General features: G+C 74.9%; 18 protein-coding genes, 1 tRNA gene and 1 pseudogene. 10 read left to right on the top strand and 10 right to left on the bottom strand.

Annotated features, from left to right (window positions below):
- Positions 1–543, bottom strand: a pseudogene (locus RM780_RS22000) (hypothetical protein); the annotation flags it as partial.
- A 181-nt stretch (positions 544–724) separates the two neighbouring features.
- On the opposite strand from RM780_RS22000, the gene purN reads away from it, so the two are divergent.
- Together purN and purH are read left to right on the top strand one after the other, a co-directional pair.
- Positions 725–1,375: a phosphoribosylglycinamide formyltransferase gene (purN, locus tag RM780_RS21995; protein ID WP_311632573.1), complete on the top strand. Its 651-nt coding sequence runs from the start codon at positions 725–727 to the stop codon at positions 1,373–1,375.
- On the top strand, positions 1,372–2,952 hold the full coding sequence (gene purH / locus RM780_RS21990) for a bifunctional phosphoribosylaminoimidazolecarboxamide formyltransferase/IMP cyclohydrolase (protein ID WP_394813048.1): 1,581 nt from the start codon (positions 1,372–1,374) through the stop codon (positions 2,950–2,952). Before purN ends, purH begins: the two co-directional genes overlap by 4 nt.
- Positions 2,953–3,048: 96 nt before the next feature.
- On the opposite strand, the gene RM780_RS21985 is transcribed toward purH, so the two are convergent.
- Both RM780_RS21985 and RM780_RS21980 read right to left on the bottom strand, forming a co-directional pair.
- Positions 3,049–3,300 (bottom strand): hypothetical protein, encoded by a 252-nt coding sequence (locus tag RM780_RS21985; protein ID WP_311632572.1) that lies wholly within the window; start codon positions 3,298–3,300, stop codon positions 3,049–3,051.
- Between the two features lie 22 nt (positions 3,301–3,322).
- Complete coding sequence (locus tag RM780_RS21980) at positions 3,323–3,973, bottom strand: HNH endonuclease family protein (protein ID WP_311632571.1); 651 nt, start codon at positions 3,971–3,973, stop codon at positions 3,323–3,325.
- 196 nt (positions 3,974–4,169) lie between these two features.
- On the opposite strand from RM780_RS21980, the gene RM780_RS21975 reads away from it, so the two are divergent.
- Positions 4,170–5,027 (top strand): bifunctional methylenetetrahydrofolate dehydrogenase/methenyltetrahydrofolate cyclohydrolase, encoded by an 858-nt coding sequence (locus RM780_RS21975; RefSeq protein WP_311632570.1) that lies wholly within the window; start codon positions 4,170–4,172, stop codon positions 5,025–5,027.
- Positions 5,024–5,443 carry a DUF3017 domain-containing protein gene (locus tag RM780_RS21970; protein ID WP_311632569.1) on the top strand — a complete coding sequence of 140 codons (420 nt, stop codon included), beginning with the start codon at positions 5,024–5,026 and terminating at the stop codon, positions 5,441–5,443. Before RM780_RS21975 ends, RM780_RS21970 begins: the two co-directional genes overlap by 4 nt.
- 96 nt (positions 5,444–5,539) lie before the next feature.
- Here the strand turns inward: RM780_RS21970 and RM780_RS21965 are convergent, their stop codons facing one another.
- Both RM780_RS21965 and RM780_RS21960 read right to left on the bottom strand, forming a co-directional pair.
- Positions 5,540–6,748: a glycine betaine ABC transporter substrate-binding protein gene (locus RM780_RS21965; RefSeq protein ID WP_311632568.1), complete on the bottom strand. Its 1,209-nt coding sequence runs from the start codon at positions 6,746–6,748 to the stop codon at positions 5,540–5,542.
- 111 nt (positions 6,749–6,859) lie between these two features.
- Positions 6,860–7,222, bottom strand: coding sequence for a metallopeptidase family protein (locus RM780_RS21960; protein ID WP_311632567.1), 363 nt, complete (start codon positions 7,220–7,222; stop codon positions 6,860–6,862).
- A 110-nt stretch (positions 7,223–7,332) separates the two neighbouring features.
- Between RM780_RS21960 and RM780_RS21955 the strand changes: the two genes are divergently transcribed.
- The 4 genes from RM780_RS21955 to RM780_RS21940 all read left to right on the top strand — a co-directional run bounded on the left by RM780_RS21955 (position 7,333) and on the right by RM780_RS21940 (position 10,934).
- Positions 7,333–7,405, top strand: a tRNA-Glu gene (locus RM780_RS21955).
- Between the two features lie 183 nt (positions 7,406–7,588).
- Positions 7,589–8,164 (top strand): hypothetical protein, encoded by a 576-nt coding sequence (locus tag RM780_RS21950; RefSeq protein WP_311632566.1) that lies wholly within the window; start codon positions 7,589–7,591, stop codon positions 8,162–8,164.
- Positions 8,165–8,336: 172 nt separating this feature from the next.
- Positions 8,337–8,702 carry a nuclear transport factor 2 family protein gene (locus RM780_RS21945; protein ID WP_311632565.1) on the top strand — a complete coding sequence of 122 codons (366 nt, stop codon included), beginning with the start codon at positions 8,337–8,339 and terminating at the stop codon, positions 8,700–8,702.
- A gap of 111 nt (positions 8,703–8,813) precedes the next feature.
- Positions 8,814–10,934: a SpoIIE family protein phosphatase gene (locus RM780_RS21940; RefSeq protein WP_311632564.1), complete on the top strand. Its 2,121-nt coding sequence runs from the start codon at positions 8,814–8,816 to the stop codon at positions 10,932–10,934.
- A gap of 142 nt (positions 10,935–11,076) precedes the next feature.
- On the opposite strand, the gene RM780_RS21935 is transcribed toward RM780_RS21940, so the two are convergent.
- On the bottom strand, positions 11,077–12,069 hold the full coding sequence (locus tag RM780_RS21935; protein ID WP_311632563.1) for an esterase/lipase family protein: 993 nt from the start codon (positions 12,067–12,069) through the stop codon (positions 11,077–11,079).
- Positions 12,070–12,239: 170 nt separating this feature from the next.
- On the opposite strand from RM780_RS21935, the gene RM780_RS21930 reads away from it, so the two are divergent.
- The gene (locus tag RM780_RS21930) at positions 12,240–13,550 is read left to right on the top strand and encodes a PucR family transcriptional regulator (protein ID WP_311632562.1); all 1,311 of its coding nucleotides are present in this window, start codon (positions 12,240–12,242) and stop codon (positions 13,548–13,550) included.
- Positions 13,551–14,064: 514 nt separating this feature from the next.
- Here RM780_RS21930 and RM780_RS21925 read toward each other — a convergent pair.
- Both RM780_RS21925 and RM780_RS21920 read right to left on the bottom strand, forming a co-directional pair.
- A complete protein-coding gene (locus RM780_RS21925; RefSeq protein ID WP_311632561.1) occupies positions 14,065–14,760 on the bottom strand; it encodes a response regulator transcription factor in 696 nt (231 codons plus the stop codon).
- Between the two features lie 53 nt (positions 14,761–14,813).
- Entirely contained in the window at positions 14,814–16,070 is a 1,257-nt protein-coding gene (locus tag RM780_RS21920) for an MFS transporter (protein ID WP_311632560.1), read from the bottom strand.
- A 215-nt stretch (positions 16,071–16,285) separates the two neighbouring features.
- Between RM780_RS21920 and RM780_RS21915 the strand changes: the two genes are divergently transcribed.
- Positions 16,286–16,882 (top strand): TetR family transcriptional regulator, encoded by a 597-nt coding sequence (locus RM780_RS21915; protein WP_311632559.1) that lies wholly within the window; start codon positions 16,286–16,288, stop codon positions 16,880–16,882.
- 56 nt (positions 16,883–16,938) lie between these two features.
- Here the strand turns inward: RM780_RS21915 and RM780_RS21910 are convergent, their stop codons facing one another.
- A complete protein-coding gene (locus RM780_RS21910) occupies positions 16,939–17,289 on the bottom strand; it encodes a hypothetical protein (protein ID WP_311632558.1) in 351 nt (116 codons plus the stop codon).
- Between the two features lie 47 nt (positions 17,290–17,336).
- Positions 17,337–18,302: an aldo/keto reductase gene (locus RM780_RS21905; protein ID WP_311632557.1), complete on the bottom strand. Its 966-nt coding sequence runs from the start codon at positions 18,300–18,302 to the stop codon at positions 17,337–17,339.
- Positions 18,303–18,313: the final 11 nt, after the last annotated feature.

Here is an 18,313-nt window from a genome sequence, read left to right as displayed (position 1 = left end):
GGGGACGGGCGGGCCGGTGGGCGGGGCCGCGCGGCCCTCCAGGGCATCCACGCGGCCCTGGCGCGCCTCCGGGGGCTCCTTCGGGCCGCCGCGCAGGGCGCTGATGCCCCAGTACAGGGCGAGCGCCCCGAGCAGCAGCCCCAGCCACTCCCAGCCGAGCAGCCCGCTGAAGACGCCCCACATGCCGGCCAGCACCGCGTACCTGGCGTGCCGTTGCACCGGGTCGGAGGGGTCCCACCGGCCCCGGCCGCCGCCGGGCCCGCCCGGGCGGCGCTCCTCGCCGGACTCCGGGTCGCCGAAGCCGCCGTTGGCGCGCCGGGGCTGACGCCGGCTCCACTGGCTGCCCCAGCGCTGTCGCTGGCCGTCGCCCGAGTCGTCCGGGTCATCGGAGCCGGAGTCCGAGCCGGAGTCCGAGCCCGGAGGGAAGCGCGGCTGCCACGGCTGGTCGGGCCGCCCCTCCGGCGGCGGCGCGAAGGGGTTGTCCTCCTCGGTGCGGTCGTCCGGCCGGTTCTGCCGGCCCGGGGCGCGGCGTCGGTCCGTCATCGTCGGTCCGTCGTCATCGTGGTCGTCGGGTCTCCCTGGTCGGTGCGCGTGCGCTGCTTCCGACCGTACCTGCCCCGGGCCCTCCCTCGGCACGGGGGGAGCCGGGCATGCCGGTATCGTTGCGGTGCCTCCCGCAGTGCCCCGAAGGCTCCCCGCCGAGCCCGCAGAGAAAGACCCGAACGTGGCTGCTCCCGTCGAGCGAAGGACCCCCGCCGGCGGGCGAACGACCCCGGCGCGCCTGGTCGTTCTGGTCTCCGGCTCCGGCACCAACCTCCAGGCCCTGCTGGACGCCGCCGCCGACCCGGCCTACGGGGCCCGCGTGGTGGCGGTCGGCGCGGACCGTGAGGGCGTCGAGGGGCTGCGGCGCGCGGAGCGCGCCGGGCTGCCGGCGTTCGCCTGCCGGGTGACCGGGCACGCCTCCCGCGCGGCCTGGGACCAGGCGCTGACCGCCGCGGTGGCGGCCCACGACCCCGACCTCGTCGTGTCGGCGGGCTTCATGAAGATCCTCGGGCCGGCGTTCCTGGAACGCTTCGGCGGACGCGTCGTCAACACCCACCCCGCCCTGCTGCCCAGCTTCCCCGGCGCCCACGGCGTGCGGGACGCCCTCGCCTACGGGGCCAAGGTCACCGGCTGCACCGTGCACTTCGTGGACGCGGGCGTGGACACGGGCCCGGTCATCGCCCAGGGCGTGGTCGAGATCCGGGACGAGGACGACGAGAAGACCCTGCACGAGCGGATCAAGGACGTCGAACGGCGGCTGCTCGTGGACGTCGTGGGCCGGCTGGCCCGCGACGGCTACCGCATCGAGGGACGAAAGGTGCATATCCCGTGACCACCGAGGGCGTGACCAGCCAGGACGCGAAGCGGCCGATCCGGCGGGCGCTGATCAGCGTCTACGACAAGACCGGCCTGGAGGAGCTGGCCCGCGGCCTGCACGCTGCCGGCGTGCGGATCGTCTCCACCGGCTCGACGGCCGCCCGGATCGCCGGGGCCGGCGTCCCGGTGACGAAGGTCGAGGAGCTGACCGGCTTCCCCGAGACGCTGGACGGCCGGGTCAAGACCCTGCACCCGCGCGTGCACGCCGGCATCCTCGCCGACCTCCGCCGCGAGGAGCACCAGCGGCAGCTCGCGGACCTCGGCGTGGAGCCCTTCGATCTGGTCGTGGTCAACCTCTATCCCTTCCAGCTCACCGTCGAGTCCGGCGCGGACGCCGACGCGTGCGTGGAGCAGATCGACATCGGCGGCCCCGCGATGGTCCGCGCCGCCGCCAAGAACCACCCCTCGGTGGCCGTGGTCGTGGACCCCGCCCGCTACCCCGAGGTGCTGGCGGCGGCCCGCGAGGGCGGGTTCGGCGCGGCGGAGCGGCGGCGCCTGGCCTCCCGGGCGTTCCACCACACCGCCGCCTACGACGCGGCCGTGGCCGGCTGGTTCGCGCAGCAGGAGGCGGGCGAGGGCGAGCCGTTCGTCCGCGAGGCCCGGCTGACGTTCCAGCTCGCCAACGTCCTGCGCTACGGCGAGAACCCGCACCAGGCCGCCGCCCTCTACACCGACGGCACCGGCGCCGGCCTGGCCGCCGCCGAGCAGCTCCACGGCAAGGAGATGTCCTACAACAACTACGTGGACACCGAGGCCGCCCGCCGCGCCGCCCACGACCACGGCGACCGTCCCTGCGTGGCCATCGTCAAGCACACCAACCCCTGCGGCATCGCCGTGGGCGCGGACGTGGCCGACGCCCACCGCAAGGCCCACGCCTGCGACCCGCTGTCCGCCTACGGCGGCGTCATCGCCGTCAACCGGCCGGTGACGGTCGAGCTGGCCGGGCAGGTCGCGGAGATCTTCACCGAGGTGATCGTCGCCCCCGGCTACGAGGACGGCGCCCTGGACGTGCTGGCGAGGAAGAAGAACATCCGCGTGCTGCGCTGCCCCGCGCCCCCGGCCGCGCCCGTGGAGTACCGGCCCATCGACGGCGGCACGCTGGCCCAGGTGACCGACCGCCTCCAGGCCCCCGGCGACGACCCGGCCGCCTGGACGCCGGCCGCGGGCGAGCCGCTGGACGAGGCGGGCCTGGCCGAACTCGCCTTCGCCTGGCGGGCGGTGCGCGCGGTGAAGTCCAACGCCATCCTGCTGGCCAGGGGCGGCGCGACGGTTGGCGTGGGCATGGGCCAGGTCAACCGCGTGGACTCGGCCCGGCTCGCGGTGCAGCGGGCGGGCGCCGAGCGGGCGGCGGGGTCGTTCGCGGCCTCCGACGCGTTCTTCCCCTTCCCGGACGGCTTCGAGGTGCTGGCCGAGGCGGGCGTGCGGGCCGTCGTCCAGCCGGGCGGCTCGGTCCGCGACGAGCAGGTGATCGAGGCCGCGCGCGCGGCCGGCGTGACCATGTACCTCACGGGCACGCGGCACTTCTTCCACTGAGGGCCGGCGGGGTCCACCGGGAGCCACCGGGACGAGGAGGGTCAACGGCCGCCGCAGGGGCGGGCGTCGACCCTCCTGTCGTCTGCGGGCGGGCCCTCAGGGCTGGGGCCGGTGCAGCAGGGCGACGATCACCTGGTGCAGCACCTCGTGGTCGCGGGGGTCGTAGAGGCGGAACGGCCCCGCGTCCACCGTGTACCACTCCTCCGCCCCGGCGTAGCGGATCCGCATCGTCAGGTGCCCCTCCTTGTCGGCCCCCGTGTGCAGTTCGAGTTCGCCCGTGATGACGCCCACTTCCTTGGTCATCACGCCGCCGCGCGGGGCGGTGAAGACGGAATACCTGTCGCTCATGCCGGACATTCCAGCAGTGCGGTCAGCAGGTGCCGAGCATCTCCGCGAGGGCGGTGCGCTCCGCGTCGTCCACCGTCAGCCCCCAGGAGTACTTGGAGCGCACCCACATCGCGGCGTAGGTGCACAGGTAGTCGGCCGCGGGCTGCCACTCGGCGGGGTCCTGGTCGCCCTTGGAGCGGTTGGAGCTCGCGCTGACCGCGATGAGCTGCGGGTGGTCGAGGTCGTTGGCGAACGCCTCCCGCTGCTCGGTGGTCCAGCCGGCCGCGCCGGAGCGCCAGGCCTCGGCCAGGGGCACGACGTGGTCGATGTCGGTCTCGCCGTCGTCGGTCAGCGTCACCCCGTCGTACGGGCTGAACCAGATGCCCGAGTCGGGCTGGCAGTCGTCGCCGGTCTGCACGTCGCTGCCGTCGCGGGCCAGCACGCGCTGGCGGGTGGTGCACCCGTCCGCCTCGCTCCAGTGCGGGAACTCCTCGCGGGAGTAGCCGTCCATCGAGCCGGGCTCGGCGGTGGTCAGGGCCTCCAGCTCGGCCCGGGCGGTGGCGGGGTCGGGGATGCCGGGCGGCTCCGCGGCGGCGGGCCCGGCCAGCGGCCAGGCCAGGACGGCGAGGGCCGCGCCGAGCGCGGCGGCGCAGGATCGTTTCCGGAGCCGCGTGCGGGGGGTGGTCCGGGGCATGGGGGATACCTCCGTGCGTGTCGTGGGGGGACTCCCGGCCCGCCTACCCGGTCATGTCGCGGACATGGCGGATCAGGGTCGCGCACCCCGCCCCGCGCCGCCGCCCCGCGCCCCGCCCGCCCCGCGCACGCCGGGCCCCGCGGGGCGCCCGGGGCCGGATTGGGCGGGACGGCCCCCATCCGGGAGGATGGGGGCCATGAGCGCGCAGATTCTCGATGGGAAGGCCGCAGCCGCGGCGATCAAGTCCGAGCTGACCGGGCGGGTCGCCGCCCTGAAGGAGCGGGGCGTTCACCCGGGCCTGGGCACCGTGCTGGTCGGGGACGACGTGGCCAGCCGCAAGTACGTGGCCGGCAAGCACCGCGACTGCGCCGCCGTCGGGATCGCCTCGATCCAGCGGGAGCTGCCCGCCACCGCTACCCAGGCGGAGGTGGAGGCGGTGATCCGCGAGCTGAACGCCGACCCCGCCTGCACCGGCTACCTGGTCCAGCTCCCGCTGCCCCGCGGCCTGGACGCCAACCGCGTGCTGGAGCTGGTCGACCCGGTCAAGGACGCCGACGGGCTGCACCCGGTCAACCTCGGCCGCCTCGTGCTCAACGAGCCCGCCCCCCTGCCCTGCACGCCCAACGGCATCATCGCCCTGCTGCGCCGCCACGGCGTCGAGCTGGCCGGCGCCCACGTGGTGGTGATCGGCCGCGGCATCACCGTGGGCCGCTCCCTGCCGCTGCTGCTCGCCCGCCGCAGCGAGAACTCCACCGTCACCCAGGTGCACACCGGCACCCGCGACCTGCCGGCCCACCTGCGCGCGGCCGACATCGTCGTGGCGGCGGCGGGCGTTCCCCACCTGGTGAAGCCGGAGGACGTCAAGCCGGGCGCGGCCGTCCTGGACGTGGGCGTCAGCCGCGACGAGCACGGCAGGATCGTCGGCGACGTGCACCCGGGCGTCGCCGAGGTCGCGGGCTGGCTCTCGCCCAACCCCGGCGGCGTCGGCCCGATGACCCGCGCGATGCTGCTCCAGAACGTGGTCGAGGCCGCCGAACGGGCCGCGGCCGGATGAGCGCCCACGGCCCCGCTCCGCGCGGCGCCGGGGGGCGCGGGGGCCCGGACGCCTACCCCACCCGCGGCACCGCGCGCCCCGAGGGCGGGGAGCGCACCGCCGGCGGCGCCGCGCCCGCGCCGATACGCCAGTGGCCGCTGCTGGTGGTGCTCGGCGGCGCGGTCGCCGGGCTGCTGGTGTGCCTGGCCGACTTCCGCCCCGGCCTGCTGACGGTCGGCTGCGCCCTGCTGACGGGGGCCGTGCTGCGCTGGCTGCTGCCCGCGGTCGGCATGCTCGCGGTCCGCTCGCGGTTCACGGACGTGCTGACCTACGCGGTCCTGGGCGGGGCGACGGTGCTGCTGACGCTGATGGCCCAGCCCGACCCGTGGCTCGAAGTGCCGTTTCTGAACGACCTGCTGCGCTTCTCGGCCGGCTAGGCGGCCCGCCCCGGCCTCGGCGGGTGGGGGAACGCCCGTCCCGTCCGCCGTCCGTCCCCGTCCGGCTCCGGGCCGGGGCCCCGGAACTGCCCGCCGCTAGTCCGCCGCCTCGGCGGACTCCGCGGCCTCCACCCAGGAGGCGACGGTCTCCGGGTGCGCCCGCGCCCAGCGTTCGGCCGCGGCCGACAGGCTCAGGCCCTCGCCCGCGATCAGCTCGGCCACGGCGTTCTGGTCCTCGGCCGTCCACGCGAACTCCCGCAGGAACGCCACCGCCTCGCCGCCCTCGGAGGCGAACTCGGCGTTGAGGTACTTCCGCAGCGGGATACGCGGGTAGTAGCCGGGCAGCCGGACCTCCGCGAGGTCCACCTCGGCGGAGAGCCAGTGCGGCTGCCAGAAGTAGCCCAGCACCGGCTCGCCCCCGGCGTCGGCCCGGCGCAGGGAGTCCAGCAGGGCCTCCTCGCTCCCGGCCGGGACCGGCCGCAGGTCCAGGCCCAGATCCTCGATGATCTCCTGATCCCGGGTGGCGAACTGCGGGTCGCCCTGGAGGACTTGACCGCCCAGCAGCGCGGCGTAGTCGTTGAGCCTGCGCCAGTCCAGCGCCTCGGGGTGGGCCTCGGCGAAGTCCCCGCTGACGTACCAGCCGACGTGGCCGGTGATGCCCAGCGGGCCCGCGGGCACCACGGCCCGGTCCCGGTCGACGTGGCGCTCCCTGGCGTCGGGGAGCGCGCCCCAGTCCTCCAGGATGACGTCGGCGCGGCCCTCGGCCAGCGCCTCCCAGGCGCCCTCCTGGTCGGCCCAGACCCGCTCGACGGGGATGCCCAGCTCGTTCTCCAGCACCCAGCCGGCCACCGCCGCGTTCGCCTGGCCGCCGGGCCAGTCGGGCACCGCGATCAGCACCGGCTCGGGCTCCCCGCCGCCCGCCCCGGGGCGCGCGGGGTCCCGGGGCTCCTCGGCGGCCGGCGGCTCACGGTCCGCCCCGGGGGAACGCCCGGCACCCGCCGCACCGCCCGCGCCGCGCCGCTCCGGCTCCTCCGAACGCCCGCCCTCCGCCGGATCGCCCGGCCCCGTGCGTTCCTCCCGGGGCAGCTCCTCGGCCCCGCCGTCCGGCTGACGGCCGCCCCCGCCCTCGCGCCGGGGCGCGTCCGGGGCGTTGTCCCCGGCGGCGGGCGAGGGGCTGGGCCCGGAGCTGCGGGTCTCGTCGGGCTCGACGGTCACGCAGCCGCCGAGCGTGGCGCCCAGGGCGGCGGCGAGGGCGAACGCCGCGGCTGCGGCGGCGGGCAGGGAGCGGCGGCGTGGCGGGCGCACGGACGGGCACCTCCGGGGACGGGGGGCGGCTTTCCGCCTCTTCAACTCCCGCACCGGGACCGAGGACACGGCCACCGGCCCGCGGCGCCGCTCAGCCCCGCCCCGCCATACTCAGCCGTACCCCAGGTCGTGCAGCCGCTCGTCGTCGATCCCGAAGTGGTGCGCGATCTCATGAACGACCGTGATCTCCACCTCCTCCACGACCATCTCCCGGTCGCCGCCCTCCCGGCGGCACAGCCGCAGCGTGGGCCCCATGTAGACCGAGATCCGGTCGGGCAGCACCCCGGCGTACCACTCGCCGCGCTCGGTCAGCGGCGTGCCCTCGTACAGCCCCAGCAGCTCGGGGCTGTCGGCCGGGGGCTCGTCCTCCACGAACACGGCCACGTTGTCCATCAGCCGCGTCAGCTCCGGCGGGATCCGGTCCAGCGCCTCGCTGACCAGCCCCTCGAACTCCTCGCGCGTCATCTCCACCACACCCCCCATTCTCCGCCCCGCGCCCCGACCCGCCCCGAACCCGCCCCAGCGATGGACAGAAACGGTTTTTGAGATCGCTACGGCCATCGCCTATGCTTCAGCCGTTCCCTGCCCCCATCGTCTAGTGGCCCAGGACGCCGCCCTTTCAAGGCGGTAGCGCGGGTTCGAATCCCGTTGGGGGTACTTCATTCTCCGGGTTCTCCCGGTTGTCCGGTTTCCGGGGCTGCACCGGGGCCGGTGCAGCCCGATGAGGTGAAGGCGCGGCATGTCGGCGTTGCGGGGCCTCGGCCCCGCGGCCACGCTGGAGGCCCGCCGGCGGCGTTCGCGCCGGGCCCGGCGGCCCGTCCTTCCCCGACGGAGCCGTCGATGCCCGCCTGCAACCTGCGTCTCCAGGAGCCTGCAAGCCCGCACCCGGGGCCCCGCCGTGGCAAGGTCCCGGGTTGCGCCGACGAGCTGGGCCTCGCCTGTCACCGCATCGTCCCCAAGTCAGCCGCCTCCGGACTGATGGCGCTGTGGAACGCGGCACTGGACGCCGGCAAGATCGGCGCCCTCGCCGACTCGCTGCTCAGCGCGATGGACCAGAACGTCGACCGCTACGGCACCGCCCTGACCCCGGACGGCTGGGACACCTTCGTGCAGGTCCAGGTATGGCTGCCGGGCAACCTCTTCGCGGGTCCCCCGAAGCGCGTGGATGACCCCGGGCAACGCTTCGATACGCCCGCCCGGTTCGTCGTTTCCCGGGAGCAGTACGCGCTGCTCGGCGAAGCCGACGGGCTCATCGCCAGGTACCTGGAAGCCCCGTTCAAGTCCGGCTACGCCAGGGAGGCTTACCGGATTCCGGGGGGGGTCGCCCGGCAGTACCGGGGCATCGCGCCCTTCCGGCCCGGACGGTGGGTCTGGGACGAGGGAAAGGGAGGGCCGAAGGTCAGGCACGGCAATTAGCCCCGGGCGGCGGGCGGGTAGCCCCGGGCGGCGGGCTGGGGACGCGGCGCCGGACGTGGCGTGAGCTCAGCAGTCATGACCTCAGCGGTCATCGACCCGGCCTCCGGCGCGGGCGCATCGTAGGCGTCGTCCGGGCCGGAAGTGGCCGGGAGTTGAGTGAGAGGGAGGCATCATGACTGCTTACGAGGCCGCCGTGGAGCGTTACTTCGCCGCCTGGAACGCCGGGGGCGAGGACGTCGGGGCGGCGGTGGCCGCCGCGTTCACCGAGGACGGGACGTACACCGACCCGCTGGCCGACGTCGCGGGGCACGAGGGGATCGCGGCCGTCATCTCCGGGGCGCACGCGCAGTTCCCGGGGTTCGAGTTCCGGCTCGCGGGGGCCGTGGACGGGCACCACGACCTGGTCCGCTTCTCCTGGGAGCTGGTGTCGGTGGCGGACGGCTCGGCGCCCGCGGCCGGGTCGGACGTGGCGCGGCTGGCCGCGGACGGGCGGATCAGCTCGGTCAGCGGCTTCCTCGACCGCGTGCCCGGGGCCTGACAACGGCCCGACGGAGCGGGAACGCCCCCCGGACGGCTTAGCCCGGGGGGCGCCCGGGGCGCGGCCGGAGCAGCATGGGGGCACGGACGAGGGCGCGGAGGTGAGATTCCGATGGACGGAACCCCGGCGCGCCCCGCTGATGACGGCCACGACCAGGACGGCGAGGCAGCGGACCTCGTACGCGGCCTGCTCACCCAGGACCGCCTGGGCGTCGCGTTCCTCGACCAGACCCTGCGGATCACCCGGGTCAACGACCGCGCCCTGCCCGACGGCCTGCGCCTCCCCGTGGGCGGCCACATCCGCGACGCGCTGGGCGAGCCGGAGGGCTCGGCCACCGAGACGGACCTGCGCCGCGTTCTGGAGACGGGCGTCCCGCTGGCCGGCCGCGCCCGCCGCCTCCGTATCCCGGGGGACGGCGAGCGCGAGGTCACCCTGCGCCTCTCCGCCGTCCGCCTCCTGGACCGCGCGGGTGACCCGACCGGCGTCTCCCTCCTCTTCCGCCGCACGGCCCCCGGACCCGAGCCCGGCCCCCGCAATCACCAGGACCTGCGCCGCCGCGCCACCACCACCATCGGCAGCTCCCTGGACGTGCAGCAGGTCGCCCGCGACCTGGTCGAGCTGCTGGTGCCCGAGATGGCCGACCTCGCCGCCATCACCCTCGCGGAGGCCGTGCTGCGCGGCGACGAGCCGCCCCGCTTCTCCGGCGGCGGCGACCAGCACCTGCGGCGGGTGGCCGTGGCCGGCGACTGGCCCGCGCAGCTCACCCAGGTCGGGGAAGCCCTGCCGCCGATGCCCGACCTGCCCGACACGTACGAGGTGCAGCGCGGCGGCGCGATCATCTCCGTGGACCGGGCCACGGCCGTCGCCATGCTGGGCGACGCCGAGCTGGTGCGGCGCGTGGTCCCCGAGGACGGCCACTCCGTGGTCTTCGCCCCGCTGCACGCCCGCGGCCTGGTGCTCGGCGCGGTGGTGCTGTGGCGTACGGCCCAGCCCGAGCCGTTCACGGACGACGACGTCGAGCTGCTGCGCGATCTCTTCTCCCGGACCGCGATCGCGGTGGACAACGCCCGCCGCTACGCCCGCGAGCACCGCGCCGCCTCCGCGCTCCAGCAGCGCCTGCTCCCGCAGGCCGGGCGGGACGTCCCCGCCGCCGAGACGATGGGCGGCTACGTGCCGGCGGGCGGCGGCGCGGACATCGGCGGCGACTGGTTCGACGTGATCCCGCTGCCCTCGCTGCGCGTGGCGCTGGTCATCGGGGACGTCATCGGCCACGGCATGCACGCCACGGCCACGATGGGCCGGCTGCGCACCGCCGTGCAGACCCTGGCCGACCTCGACCTCTCCCCCGACGAACTCCTCACCCGTGTCGACGACTTGGTGCTGCGTCTGTCCGCCGAGGCGGGCCCGGACACGGAGGGCGGCGTCGGCGGAACGCTGCTGTACGCCGTGTACGACCCGGTCACGCGCTGCTGTTCGCTGGCAACGGCCGGACACCCGCCGCCGCTGATCCTGCGGCCGGACGGAGCGGCCGAACTCGTGCCGCTGGACCCGGGGCCGATGCTCGGCGTCGGCGGAATGCCCTTCGAGGTCGCGGAGTTGAAGCTGCGACCGGACTCCGTGCTGGCCCTCTACAGCGACGGCCTGGCCGCCCCCGGCCGCACCGACCCGCGCGAGGGCGCCGAGCGCCTGGCGCGCGGCCTGGAGGAACACGGCCCCCGCGCCCCCCTCGCGGATGTGGCCAAGGACCTGATGTCCCCGGCCGCCCGCCGCCCGCCCGCCGACGACGCCACCCTGCTGCTGGCCCGGGTCCGCGCCCTGCCTGAGCACGCGAACGCCACCTGGGAGGTGCCCGACGACGACCCCATGGCGGTGGCGCGGGTGCGGCGGGCGGTCACCGAACGGCTGGCCGAATGGGACCTGGAGGCGCTGGCGTTCAGCACCGAGCTGATCGTCAGCGAGCTGATGACCAACGCCCACCGGCACGCCCGCGGCCCCTACGGGGTGCGGCTGCTGCGCGACTCGGTGCTGGTGTGCGAGGTCTCCGACCGCAGCAACACCCAGCCGCGGATGCGCCGCGCCCGCACCGGGGACGAGGGCGGGCGCGGCCTGTTCCTCGTGGCCCAGCTCGCCAGCCGCTGGGGCAGCCGCTACGCCCACAACGGCAAGACGGTCTGGGCCGAACAGCCCCTCCCCCCGGCGGGCGGCCTCAACGCCTTCGCGGACGCGGTCTGAACGGCCGCCCCTTCCGGCACAACGCCCGCAGCGGGCCCCGTCGTTCGACGCCCGTACCCGCCGAGGGGCAATCGGCGGGTACGGGGTTTCCGGACGGGTGCGCAGACCCGCCGGGCTCAAGGGCCGCGGTGCCGCGGCCGGTTCACCAGCCGGGGCCGTAACCCTCGCAGTCCGGCCGGAAGTCGGGGTCGTCCGCGCCCAGGGCGTTGAGCACCATCTGGACGGTCGGGGTGTCGTAGGCCAGGCCCATGTGCCCGGCCTCGTCCTGCGGACAGACGTCCTGGAGCAGGATGTTGGTGACGTTCTCACCCTCCAGGAACGCCTGCGTGTACGGCGTGACGATGGCGTCGTGGCGGGTGGCGATGACGGTGTAGTCCACGCCCGGCACGGTGTCGCCGTCCGCGAACAGCGCCTCCTGGAACTCCGAGCCGACCTCCTGGTCCAGCAGGCCGTCGAGCCCGGCCAGGTCGAGGAAGCCGTTGGCCAGGCCGAGGAAGCCCAGGGTCTCGCCGATGGTGGTCAGGCCGCTGAGGGTGGTGCCGTGGTTGCTGGGGGCCAGGGCGACGAAGTCGTCCACCAGCGCCGCGCCGCCGAGGCGCTTGATGTAGTGGTTGGGCAGCATGCCGCCCTGGGAGTGGCCCAGGATGTCGACCTGTTCGGCGCCGGTGGACGTAAGCACGCGGTCCACGAAGGCGTCCAGGGCCTGGGAGGAACGGGTGATCCCGGTCAGGCCGCCGACGCGGCCGAACATCGAGAAGGAGCCCATGCCGTAGTTGAAGGCGTAGACGCAGCGCCCCTCGTTGGCCAGGGTGGGCGCGAGCCGGGCGAAGTTGCTGCCCAGGTTGAAGGCGGTGGCGTGGACCAGCACCACCGGCTCGGGGTGCTCGGCCGAGGGCTCGCACTCCCAGTCGTTGGCGCCGGTGACGGCTCCGGGGCTGAGGAGGTAGTTGCGCAGGCCGAGGTTCACGTCGCCCACGGCGTAACGCTCCTCCTGCTGGGGCTGCGTCTCCTGGCCCGCCTGGGCGGCGGGCAGGGCGACGAACGCGGTGGCGGCGACGGCCAGGGCCGCCACGGCCGCGCCGGCCCAGCGCCGCAGCAGGCGCCGTTGCCGGTGCCGCGGTGAGGCTTTTCGCATGGTTTCTCCCGAGTGGGGGGTGGGGCGGCCCGTCGGTGCGCGCGGCCGAATCCGCTGCGCGGGGGCCTCCACAAACAAGGTTTCCGGTCAGTAACGTGCGCTTCACATCGTGCGGCGCGGGCGGCGTGCCGGGGGTTGGCGACCTGACACGAATTGCGGGAGGCGCGGTTGTGACGGCGGACAGAACGGCCGAAAGGACGACGCGAGGGCAGGGCCGGCTGCTGCGCTTCGGGGGCGTGCCCGTGCACCACCGGCTGATGGCGGGGCTGCCTGCGCTCACCGACGGGGTTCTCGCCAGCCTGGCCGAGAGCCTGCCGGTCTACCGGCTCCCGGCCGAGCAGCTCGACGGCGACCTGCGCCGGGAGACCGAGGGCGCCATCCGGGCGTTCATCGAGGTGCTGCGCACCGGGGCGCCGCCCACCGAGGCGCAGCTCGCGCAGATCCGGGCCTCGGCGGCGCAGCGCGCGGAGGAGGGCGTGCCGGTGGAGGCGGCCGTTCTGGCGTACCACGCCGGGGCGTTGGCCTGCTTCGACGCGGTGATCCCGGAGGCGGGCCCGGAGGACATGGCCGACGCGGCGCAGGTGCAGCGGCTGCTGGTGGAGTACCTGGGGCGGATCTCGGCCGCGATCTCGGAGGGCTTCCTGGACGAGCACCGCACAGCCCTGGGCGAACGCAGCGCCGCGCGGCAGACGTTGCTCTCCGCGCTGCTGGAGGGCACCGAGCCGGGCGAGGAGGCGACGCGGGCCGGGATCGTGTTGCCGCCGGCCTACCTGACGGTGGCGATGGCGGTGGGCCGGCACCCGGACGAACGGCGCGCGGACGTGGACACGACGGTCGCGACGCGGCGCAAACTGCGGCGGCTGCGGGCGGAGTTGGAGCGCCGCATCGGGCGTTCGGTGCTACTGCGGCTCTCGGACAACGCCGCGCTCGCGCTGATCCCGTGCCGTGTCGCGCCGTCGGCGCTGGACGTGGAGGACTGGGAGGGGCTGGCCGAGCTGGTCGCGGCGCTGGCCGAGTCCTGCGGGGCGCCGATCCTCGCGGCGGCCCGGGAGTGCGAACCGCCGGGGGTGCCGGCGGCGGTGCGGCTGGCACGCGAACTGCGGGACCTGGCGGTGGCGGCGGGGCTGCCGTGCGGGGTGTACCGGCTGGAGGACCTGGCCCTGGAGTACCAGCTCTCCCGCCCGGGCCCGGGCCGCGACCACCTGGCGGAGCTGCTGGGCCCGGCCCGCGACAAGCCCGATCTCCTCCTGACCCTGCGCGCCTTCCTCGCCTCCGGCCTCAACCGCCGCGCGGCGGCGAGCCACTTGGGCATCCACCCCAACACGGTCGACTACCGCCTCCGCAAACTCGCCACCCTCACCGGCCTCGACCCCACCACGTACGCCCACGCCCTGACCCTCCGCGCCTCCCTGATCGCCCTGGACGCGGGCCGCCCCCGGGCCGGGGACCCGGGGGCGGAACCGCAGCCGGAGCCTGCCTGACCGCCCGGCCGACGCGGCGCCCCGCCGCGCGGGAACACCGCTCGCCCGGAGCGCCGCGTCAGGCATGCCGCACGGGAGAACCCGCGCGCAGGAAACGCAGCGTTCGGCCCACGCGCGCGGAACGCCCCGCCCACGCGAAGCCCGACGTTCGGGTAACGCCCGCGGCGGGCGCCGCCGCCGCACACCGCGCCGACCACGGGCGTTCCCGCCGCACGGCACCGCCCACGCGCCCGAGCAGGGCATCGCGCCGGAAAAAGACCCCGCCCCGGGCGCGGCGCCGGGGGATGCCGGTAGCCCGGGGCGGGGCGGATGGGGGGCGCGCCCGCGGCGCGGGCGGGTGGGGGGACCCGGCCGGAGCGGGGGCCGGGGCGCGCCCGGGGATGCCGGGACCGGGGGGAGGAACCCGGCCCCGGCGGCACGGGGCCTGGCGCCGGGCCGGGGAGCACCGGCGCCGCGCCCGAGGGCCGCAGCGCCGACGGCCAGGCCCGCGCGGGCAAGCGCGGAGCGCGGAGCCTTACCGAACGGCCTCCCGCGCCCGCGCGTACCGCTCGTAAAGCCCCTCCCGCAAGGCCCGGGAGACGGCCAGCGTGCGGTTGTTGCAGTCCATCTTGGCCAGGATGTTGGCGACCAGCCGCTTCGCCCCGTGCTGCGAGATCGCGAGGTTCCGGGCGATCTGCTTATTGCTCATGCCCTCGACCATCAGCACCAGCGCCTCCTGTTCGCGCGGGGTCAGCCGCAGCCGGACCTGCGGCGGGGCGTTGCGCCGCGTCGCGAGCACCAGCAGGTCGTGCGCGAGGCCCGGCGGGATGGGCGCCCCGCCGCTCGCGACCTGGGCGACCGCGTCGTCCAGGGCGCCCTCGTCCACGCTGGAGGTGCGCACGAACCCGGCCTTCAGGCCGAGGATCTTCGGTAAGGCGAACAGGTCGTCGTCCTCGACCAGGAAGACGATCCGCACCCCGCGCGCCTCGTTGCCGCGCAGTTCGTCGGCCGCCGCCTCGTCCACCTCGGCGAGCAGCGCGATGAGAACGTCCCCCTCGGACAGGCCGTCCGCGAACGCGCCCGCCAGCCCGCACCGCGGCCGGATCTCCGCCACGCGCGGCACGCGCTGAAGCATCCGCTCCACGCCGTAGCGCAGCAGGTCGTTCTCGATGCCGACCACCACGCGGTGGTCGAGGCACTTCTTGTCCTGGTGGTCCGTGACGTCCAACACGCCTATCCCCTGTCGCTGTTGTGCGCCGCATGCCAGTCCGGCGCACGTGGGTGCTACCTCTGGAGGGTCTCGCTGTTCCCGGCCGGAACGGCCGGAGTCCCGGATCCGGCGACGGGCGCGGCCGGTTCGGGGTGCCGCGGGCCTTCCGCGGTACCCCGGGAGCGCAGGGCCCACACCGCGAGGGCCAGCAGCGACAGGCCGCCGCCCGCGGCGCAGGCACCGCCCCAGCCCGCCGCGTTGTACGCCGCGGAGCCGATCGCGGAGCCGAGCGCGCCGCCGATGAAGTAGCTGGTCATGTAGACGGCCGTCAGCCGCGCCCGCGCCTTGGGCGACAGGGCGTAGATGACGCTCTGGTTGAGCAGGTGAACGCCCTGCACGGCCGCGTCCATCACCAGCACGCCGATGATCAGCAGGAACAGGCTCGTCCCGCCGCCGCCCAGGGCGAGGAAGGAGAGCACGAGCGCGGAGAGCATCAGGCCCGAGAGCATGGACTGCCGGGCGGCGGTGAGGTACCGCCCGGCGAGATTGGTGGTCAGCGCGCCGGCCACGCCGACGAGGCCGAAGACGCCGATCGCGCCCTGGTCGAAGTCGTAGGGATCGCCCGCCAGCAGGAAGGCCGCCGTGGTCCAGAAGCAGTTGAACGCGGCGTAGATGCACGCGCCGATGAACGCCCGCCTGCGCAGGACGGGTTCGGCGGCGGCCACCGAGACGATGGCGCGCATCTGCTTGCGGTAGGTCAGCTTCAGGTCCGGGGCCCGGTCGCCCAGCAGGCGGTAGAGCACCGCGGCGGCCAGCAGCATGAACACACCGGCCAGGGCGTAGACCGCGCGCCAGCTCAGGGCCTGGGAGACCAGGCCGGCGAAGGTGCGCGAGAGCAGAACGCCCAGCAGCATGCCGGAGAGCAGCATGCCGATGACGCGGTTGCGCGACTCGTCCGGGGCGACGCCGGCGGCGAAGGGGACGAGGACCTGCACGACGACGGAGGTGACGCCGACGACGGTCGCCGCGATCAGCAGCACCGTGACGTTGGGGGCCGCGGCGCTGAGGGCCAGCGCGGCGGCGTCGGCTATCAGCAGCCCGCACACCAGCGGCCGGCGGCGGACGATGTCGCCCAGCGGCACGATCAGGACGAGGGCGACGGCGTAGCCGAGCTGGGTGGCGGTCACGATGGCCCCGGTGCTCGCCTCGGAGACGCCGAAGCTCTCCGAGATGGCGTGCAGGAGGGGCTGTGTGTAGTACAGGTTCGCGACGGTCAGGCCGCACGCCAGGGTCAGCAGCCAGACGAAGCGGCGGGACGGGGTTTCCTGCATGCCGGGGTCTTCCTTCGGAGAGCAACTGGTGAGCCGGACGAAGGAGGCAAACCAAACGGTCCAACCGAGAGGTCCAACCTACCGGTCAAACCAAATAGTTGGTCGCGTAAGCTCATGAAACCTCATGGCCTCGTGCCTGGCAAGCCTCGATCGGAGGAGAAGTGCGTTGGCTTCTGTGAATCCTGAGTCTGCGTCAGATCTGGGGGGCAAGTGACATGGCAGCCCCCGACACCAAGGCCCGCATCATGGCAGCGGCCCTGGAGGAGTTCGCCGAACACGGCGTCTCCGGCGCCCGCGTGGACCGCATCGCCCGCAATGCGAAAGCGAACAAGGAGTCCATCTACCGCTACTACGGCCTCAAGGAGGAGCTGCTGGACCAGGTGCTGGGCGAGTACCTGCGCACCAACGGCGACAACGTCAGCCCCGAGGCGAACGCGCTGGACGAGTACGTGGCCGGCCTCTTCCGGCACTACCAGCACGACCCCCGGTACCTGCGGCTGTGCCTGTGGGAGGGCATGGAGCGCGTCGGCCTGCGGGAGAACCCCGCCCTGGCCGAACGCCGGGCGCACTTCGCCGAGAAGCTGGAGGCGGTGCGCTCCTCCCAGGCGGACGGCACGGTGGACCCCGGGCTCGACCCCCGGCACCTGACGATCGTGCTGCTGGGGATGGTGAACTACTGGTTCGCCGTCCCGCAGATCGTGGAGCTGCTGTTCGGCCGGGAGCCGGACGCCGAGATCCTCGCGGAGCACGAGCGCTTCCTCGCCGAGTGCGCCCGCCGCATCGTCGCCCCGCGCGAGCCGCTGACGAACTGACGCGCGGCAGGCGGCCGTTCCGCGCCCTGGTCAACAGGCGCGGAACGGCCGCCCGTTCAGGCGCGGTCCGGCCCGCCCGGCGGCAGGAGGTCGAGCTGCACGGCGACCACCAGCAGGTCGGTCTCGCCGGTGTTGCGCAGCGCGTGACGCACCCGTCCGGACGGCGGCAGGGCGTTGTACTTCACCGTGCCCGTGACGAGTTCGACCTCTTCCGGTTCCCCTCCGCCGGGGGTGAGGACCTGCGCCCGGCCGCCGCTGACCACCACGGTCAGCCACGGCGTGTCGTGGGTGTGGAACGGCCGGGTCTCGCCGCGGGGGATCGACTCCACCCAGCAGGTGACGGCCGGGGTGTCGACGTGCGGCTCGGCGCCGAGTTCCCGCCAGGGCTCGCTCCGGGTGACGGTCATGGTCTCTCCTCCTCGGTCGGGATGGTCCGGTCCGTGCGACACCGCGGTCAGAAGCGGGTGCCCACCGGGGCGGGCAGGGTGTCCAGGTCGGCCAGGTCCTCCGCGGTCAGGTCCAGGTCCACGGAACGCACGTTGTCCTCCAGGTGGGCCAGGCGGGTGCTGCCGGGGATCGGCACCACGTGCTCGCCCTGGGCCAGCACCCAGGCCAGCGCGACCTGGGCCGGGGTGGCCCCGTGGCGCCCGGCCACCTTCTCGACCCCGTCCACGATCCGCAGGTTCTGCGCCAGCGCCTCCTTGGAGAACCGCGGCTGCTGGGAGCGGAAGTCGCTGGGCTTGAGCTGCTCGGCCGAGCGGATCGCGCCGGTGAGGAAGCCGCGGCCCAGCGGCGAGAACGGCAGGAAGCCCACGCCGTTGGCCTCGCACCAGGGCAGCACGTCCTTCAGCGGGTCGCGCGACCACAGGGACAGCTCGGACTGGAGGGTGGCGACCGGGGCGATGGCCGAGGCCCGCTCCAGGTGGTCGACGTTCGCCTCCGAGAGCCCGATGTGGCGGACCTTGCCGGCCTGGACCAGCTCGGCCATCGCGCCCCAGGACTCCTCGATCGGCACCTCGGGGTCCACGCGGTGGAGCTGGTAGAGGTCGATCACCTCGGTGCCGAGGCGGCGCAGGCTGCCGTCCACGGAGGCCCGTATGTGCTCGGGGCGGCCGTTGGGCGTGACCTTCACCTTGGTCGGGTAGAGCGTCATGTCCGGCACCAGGCCGACCTTGGTGGCCAGCACGACCTCGTCCCGGCGGCCGGCCAGCGCGCGGCCGACCAGCTCCTCGTTGGTGAAGGGCCCGTAGAGGTCGGCGGTGTCGATGAAGGTGACGCCCAGGTCGATCGCGCGGTGGATGACCCGCACCGACTCGGCGTCGTCCCGCTCGGACTCGTCGTAGACCCAGCTCATGCCCATGCAGCCCAGGCCGATGGCGGACAGTTCGAGGCCGCTGTTCCCGGGCAGACGCGTCTTCATGAAAAGCACTC

This window comes from Streptomyces boetiae (assembly GCF_031845405.1).
In the GTDB taxonomy this organism is placed as follows: domain Bacteria; phylum Actinomycetota; class Actinomycetes; order Streptomycetales; family Streptomycetaceae; genus Streptomyces; species Streptomyces boetiae.
This window is presented reverse-complemented; position numbering and strand designations above follow the sequence as displayed.

Bases quoted from the DNA above. Each gene is read 5' to 3' on its own strand.
- RM780_RS21985 (WP_311632572.1), bottom strand. From the start codon at position 3,300: ATGAGCGACAGGTATTCCGTCTTCACCGCCCCGCGCGGCGGCGTGATG.
- RM780_RS21980 (WP_311632571.1), bottom strand. From the start codon at position 3,973: ATGCCCCGGACCACCCCCCGCACGCGGCTCCGGAAACGATCCTGCGCC.
- RM780_RS21975 (WP_311632570.1), top strand. From the start codon at position 4,170: ATGAGCGCGCAGATTCTCGATGGGAAGGCCGCAGCCGCGGCGATCAAG.
- RM780_RS21970 (WP_311632569.1), top strand. From the start codon at position 5,024: ATGAGCGCCCACGGCCCCGCTCCGCGCGGCGCCGGGGGGCGCGGGGGC.
- RM780_RS21950 (WP_311632566.1), top strand. From the start codon at position 7,589: ATGCCCGCCTGCAACCTGCGTCTCCAGGAGCCTGCAAGCCCGCACCCG.
- RM780_RS21945 (WP_311632565.1), top strand. From the start codon at position 8,337: ATGACTGCTTACGAGGCCGCCGTGGAGCGTTACTTCGCCGCCTGGAAC.
- RM780_RS21940 (WP_311632564.1), top strand. From the start codon at position 8,814: ATGGACGGAACCCCGGCGCGCCCCGCTGATGACGGCCACGACCAGGAC.
- RM780_RS21935 (WP_311632563.1), bottom strand. From the start codon at position 12,069: ATGCGAAAAGCCTCACCGCGGCACCGGCAACGGCGCCTGCTGCGGCGC.
- RM780_RS21920 (WP_311632560.1), bottom strand. From the start codon at position 16,070: ATGCAGGAAACCCCGTCCCGCCGCTTCGTCTGGCTGCTGACCCTGGCG.
- RM780_RS21915 (WP_311632559.1), top strand. From the start codon at position 16,286: ATGGCAGCCCCCGACACCAAGGCCCGCATCATGGCAGCGGCCCTGGAG.
- RM780_RS21910 (WP_311632558.1), bottom strand. From the start codon at position 17,289: ATGACCGTCACCCGGAGCGAGCCCTGGCGGGAACTCGGCGCCGAGCCG.
- RM780_RS21905 (WP_311632557.1), bottom strand. From the start codon at position 18,302: ATGAAGACGCGTCTGCCCGGGAACAGCGGCCTCGAACTGTCCGCCATC.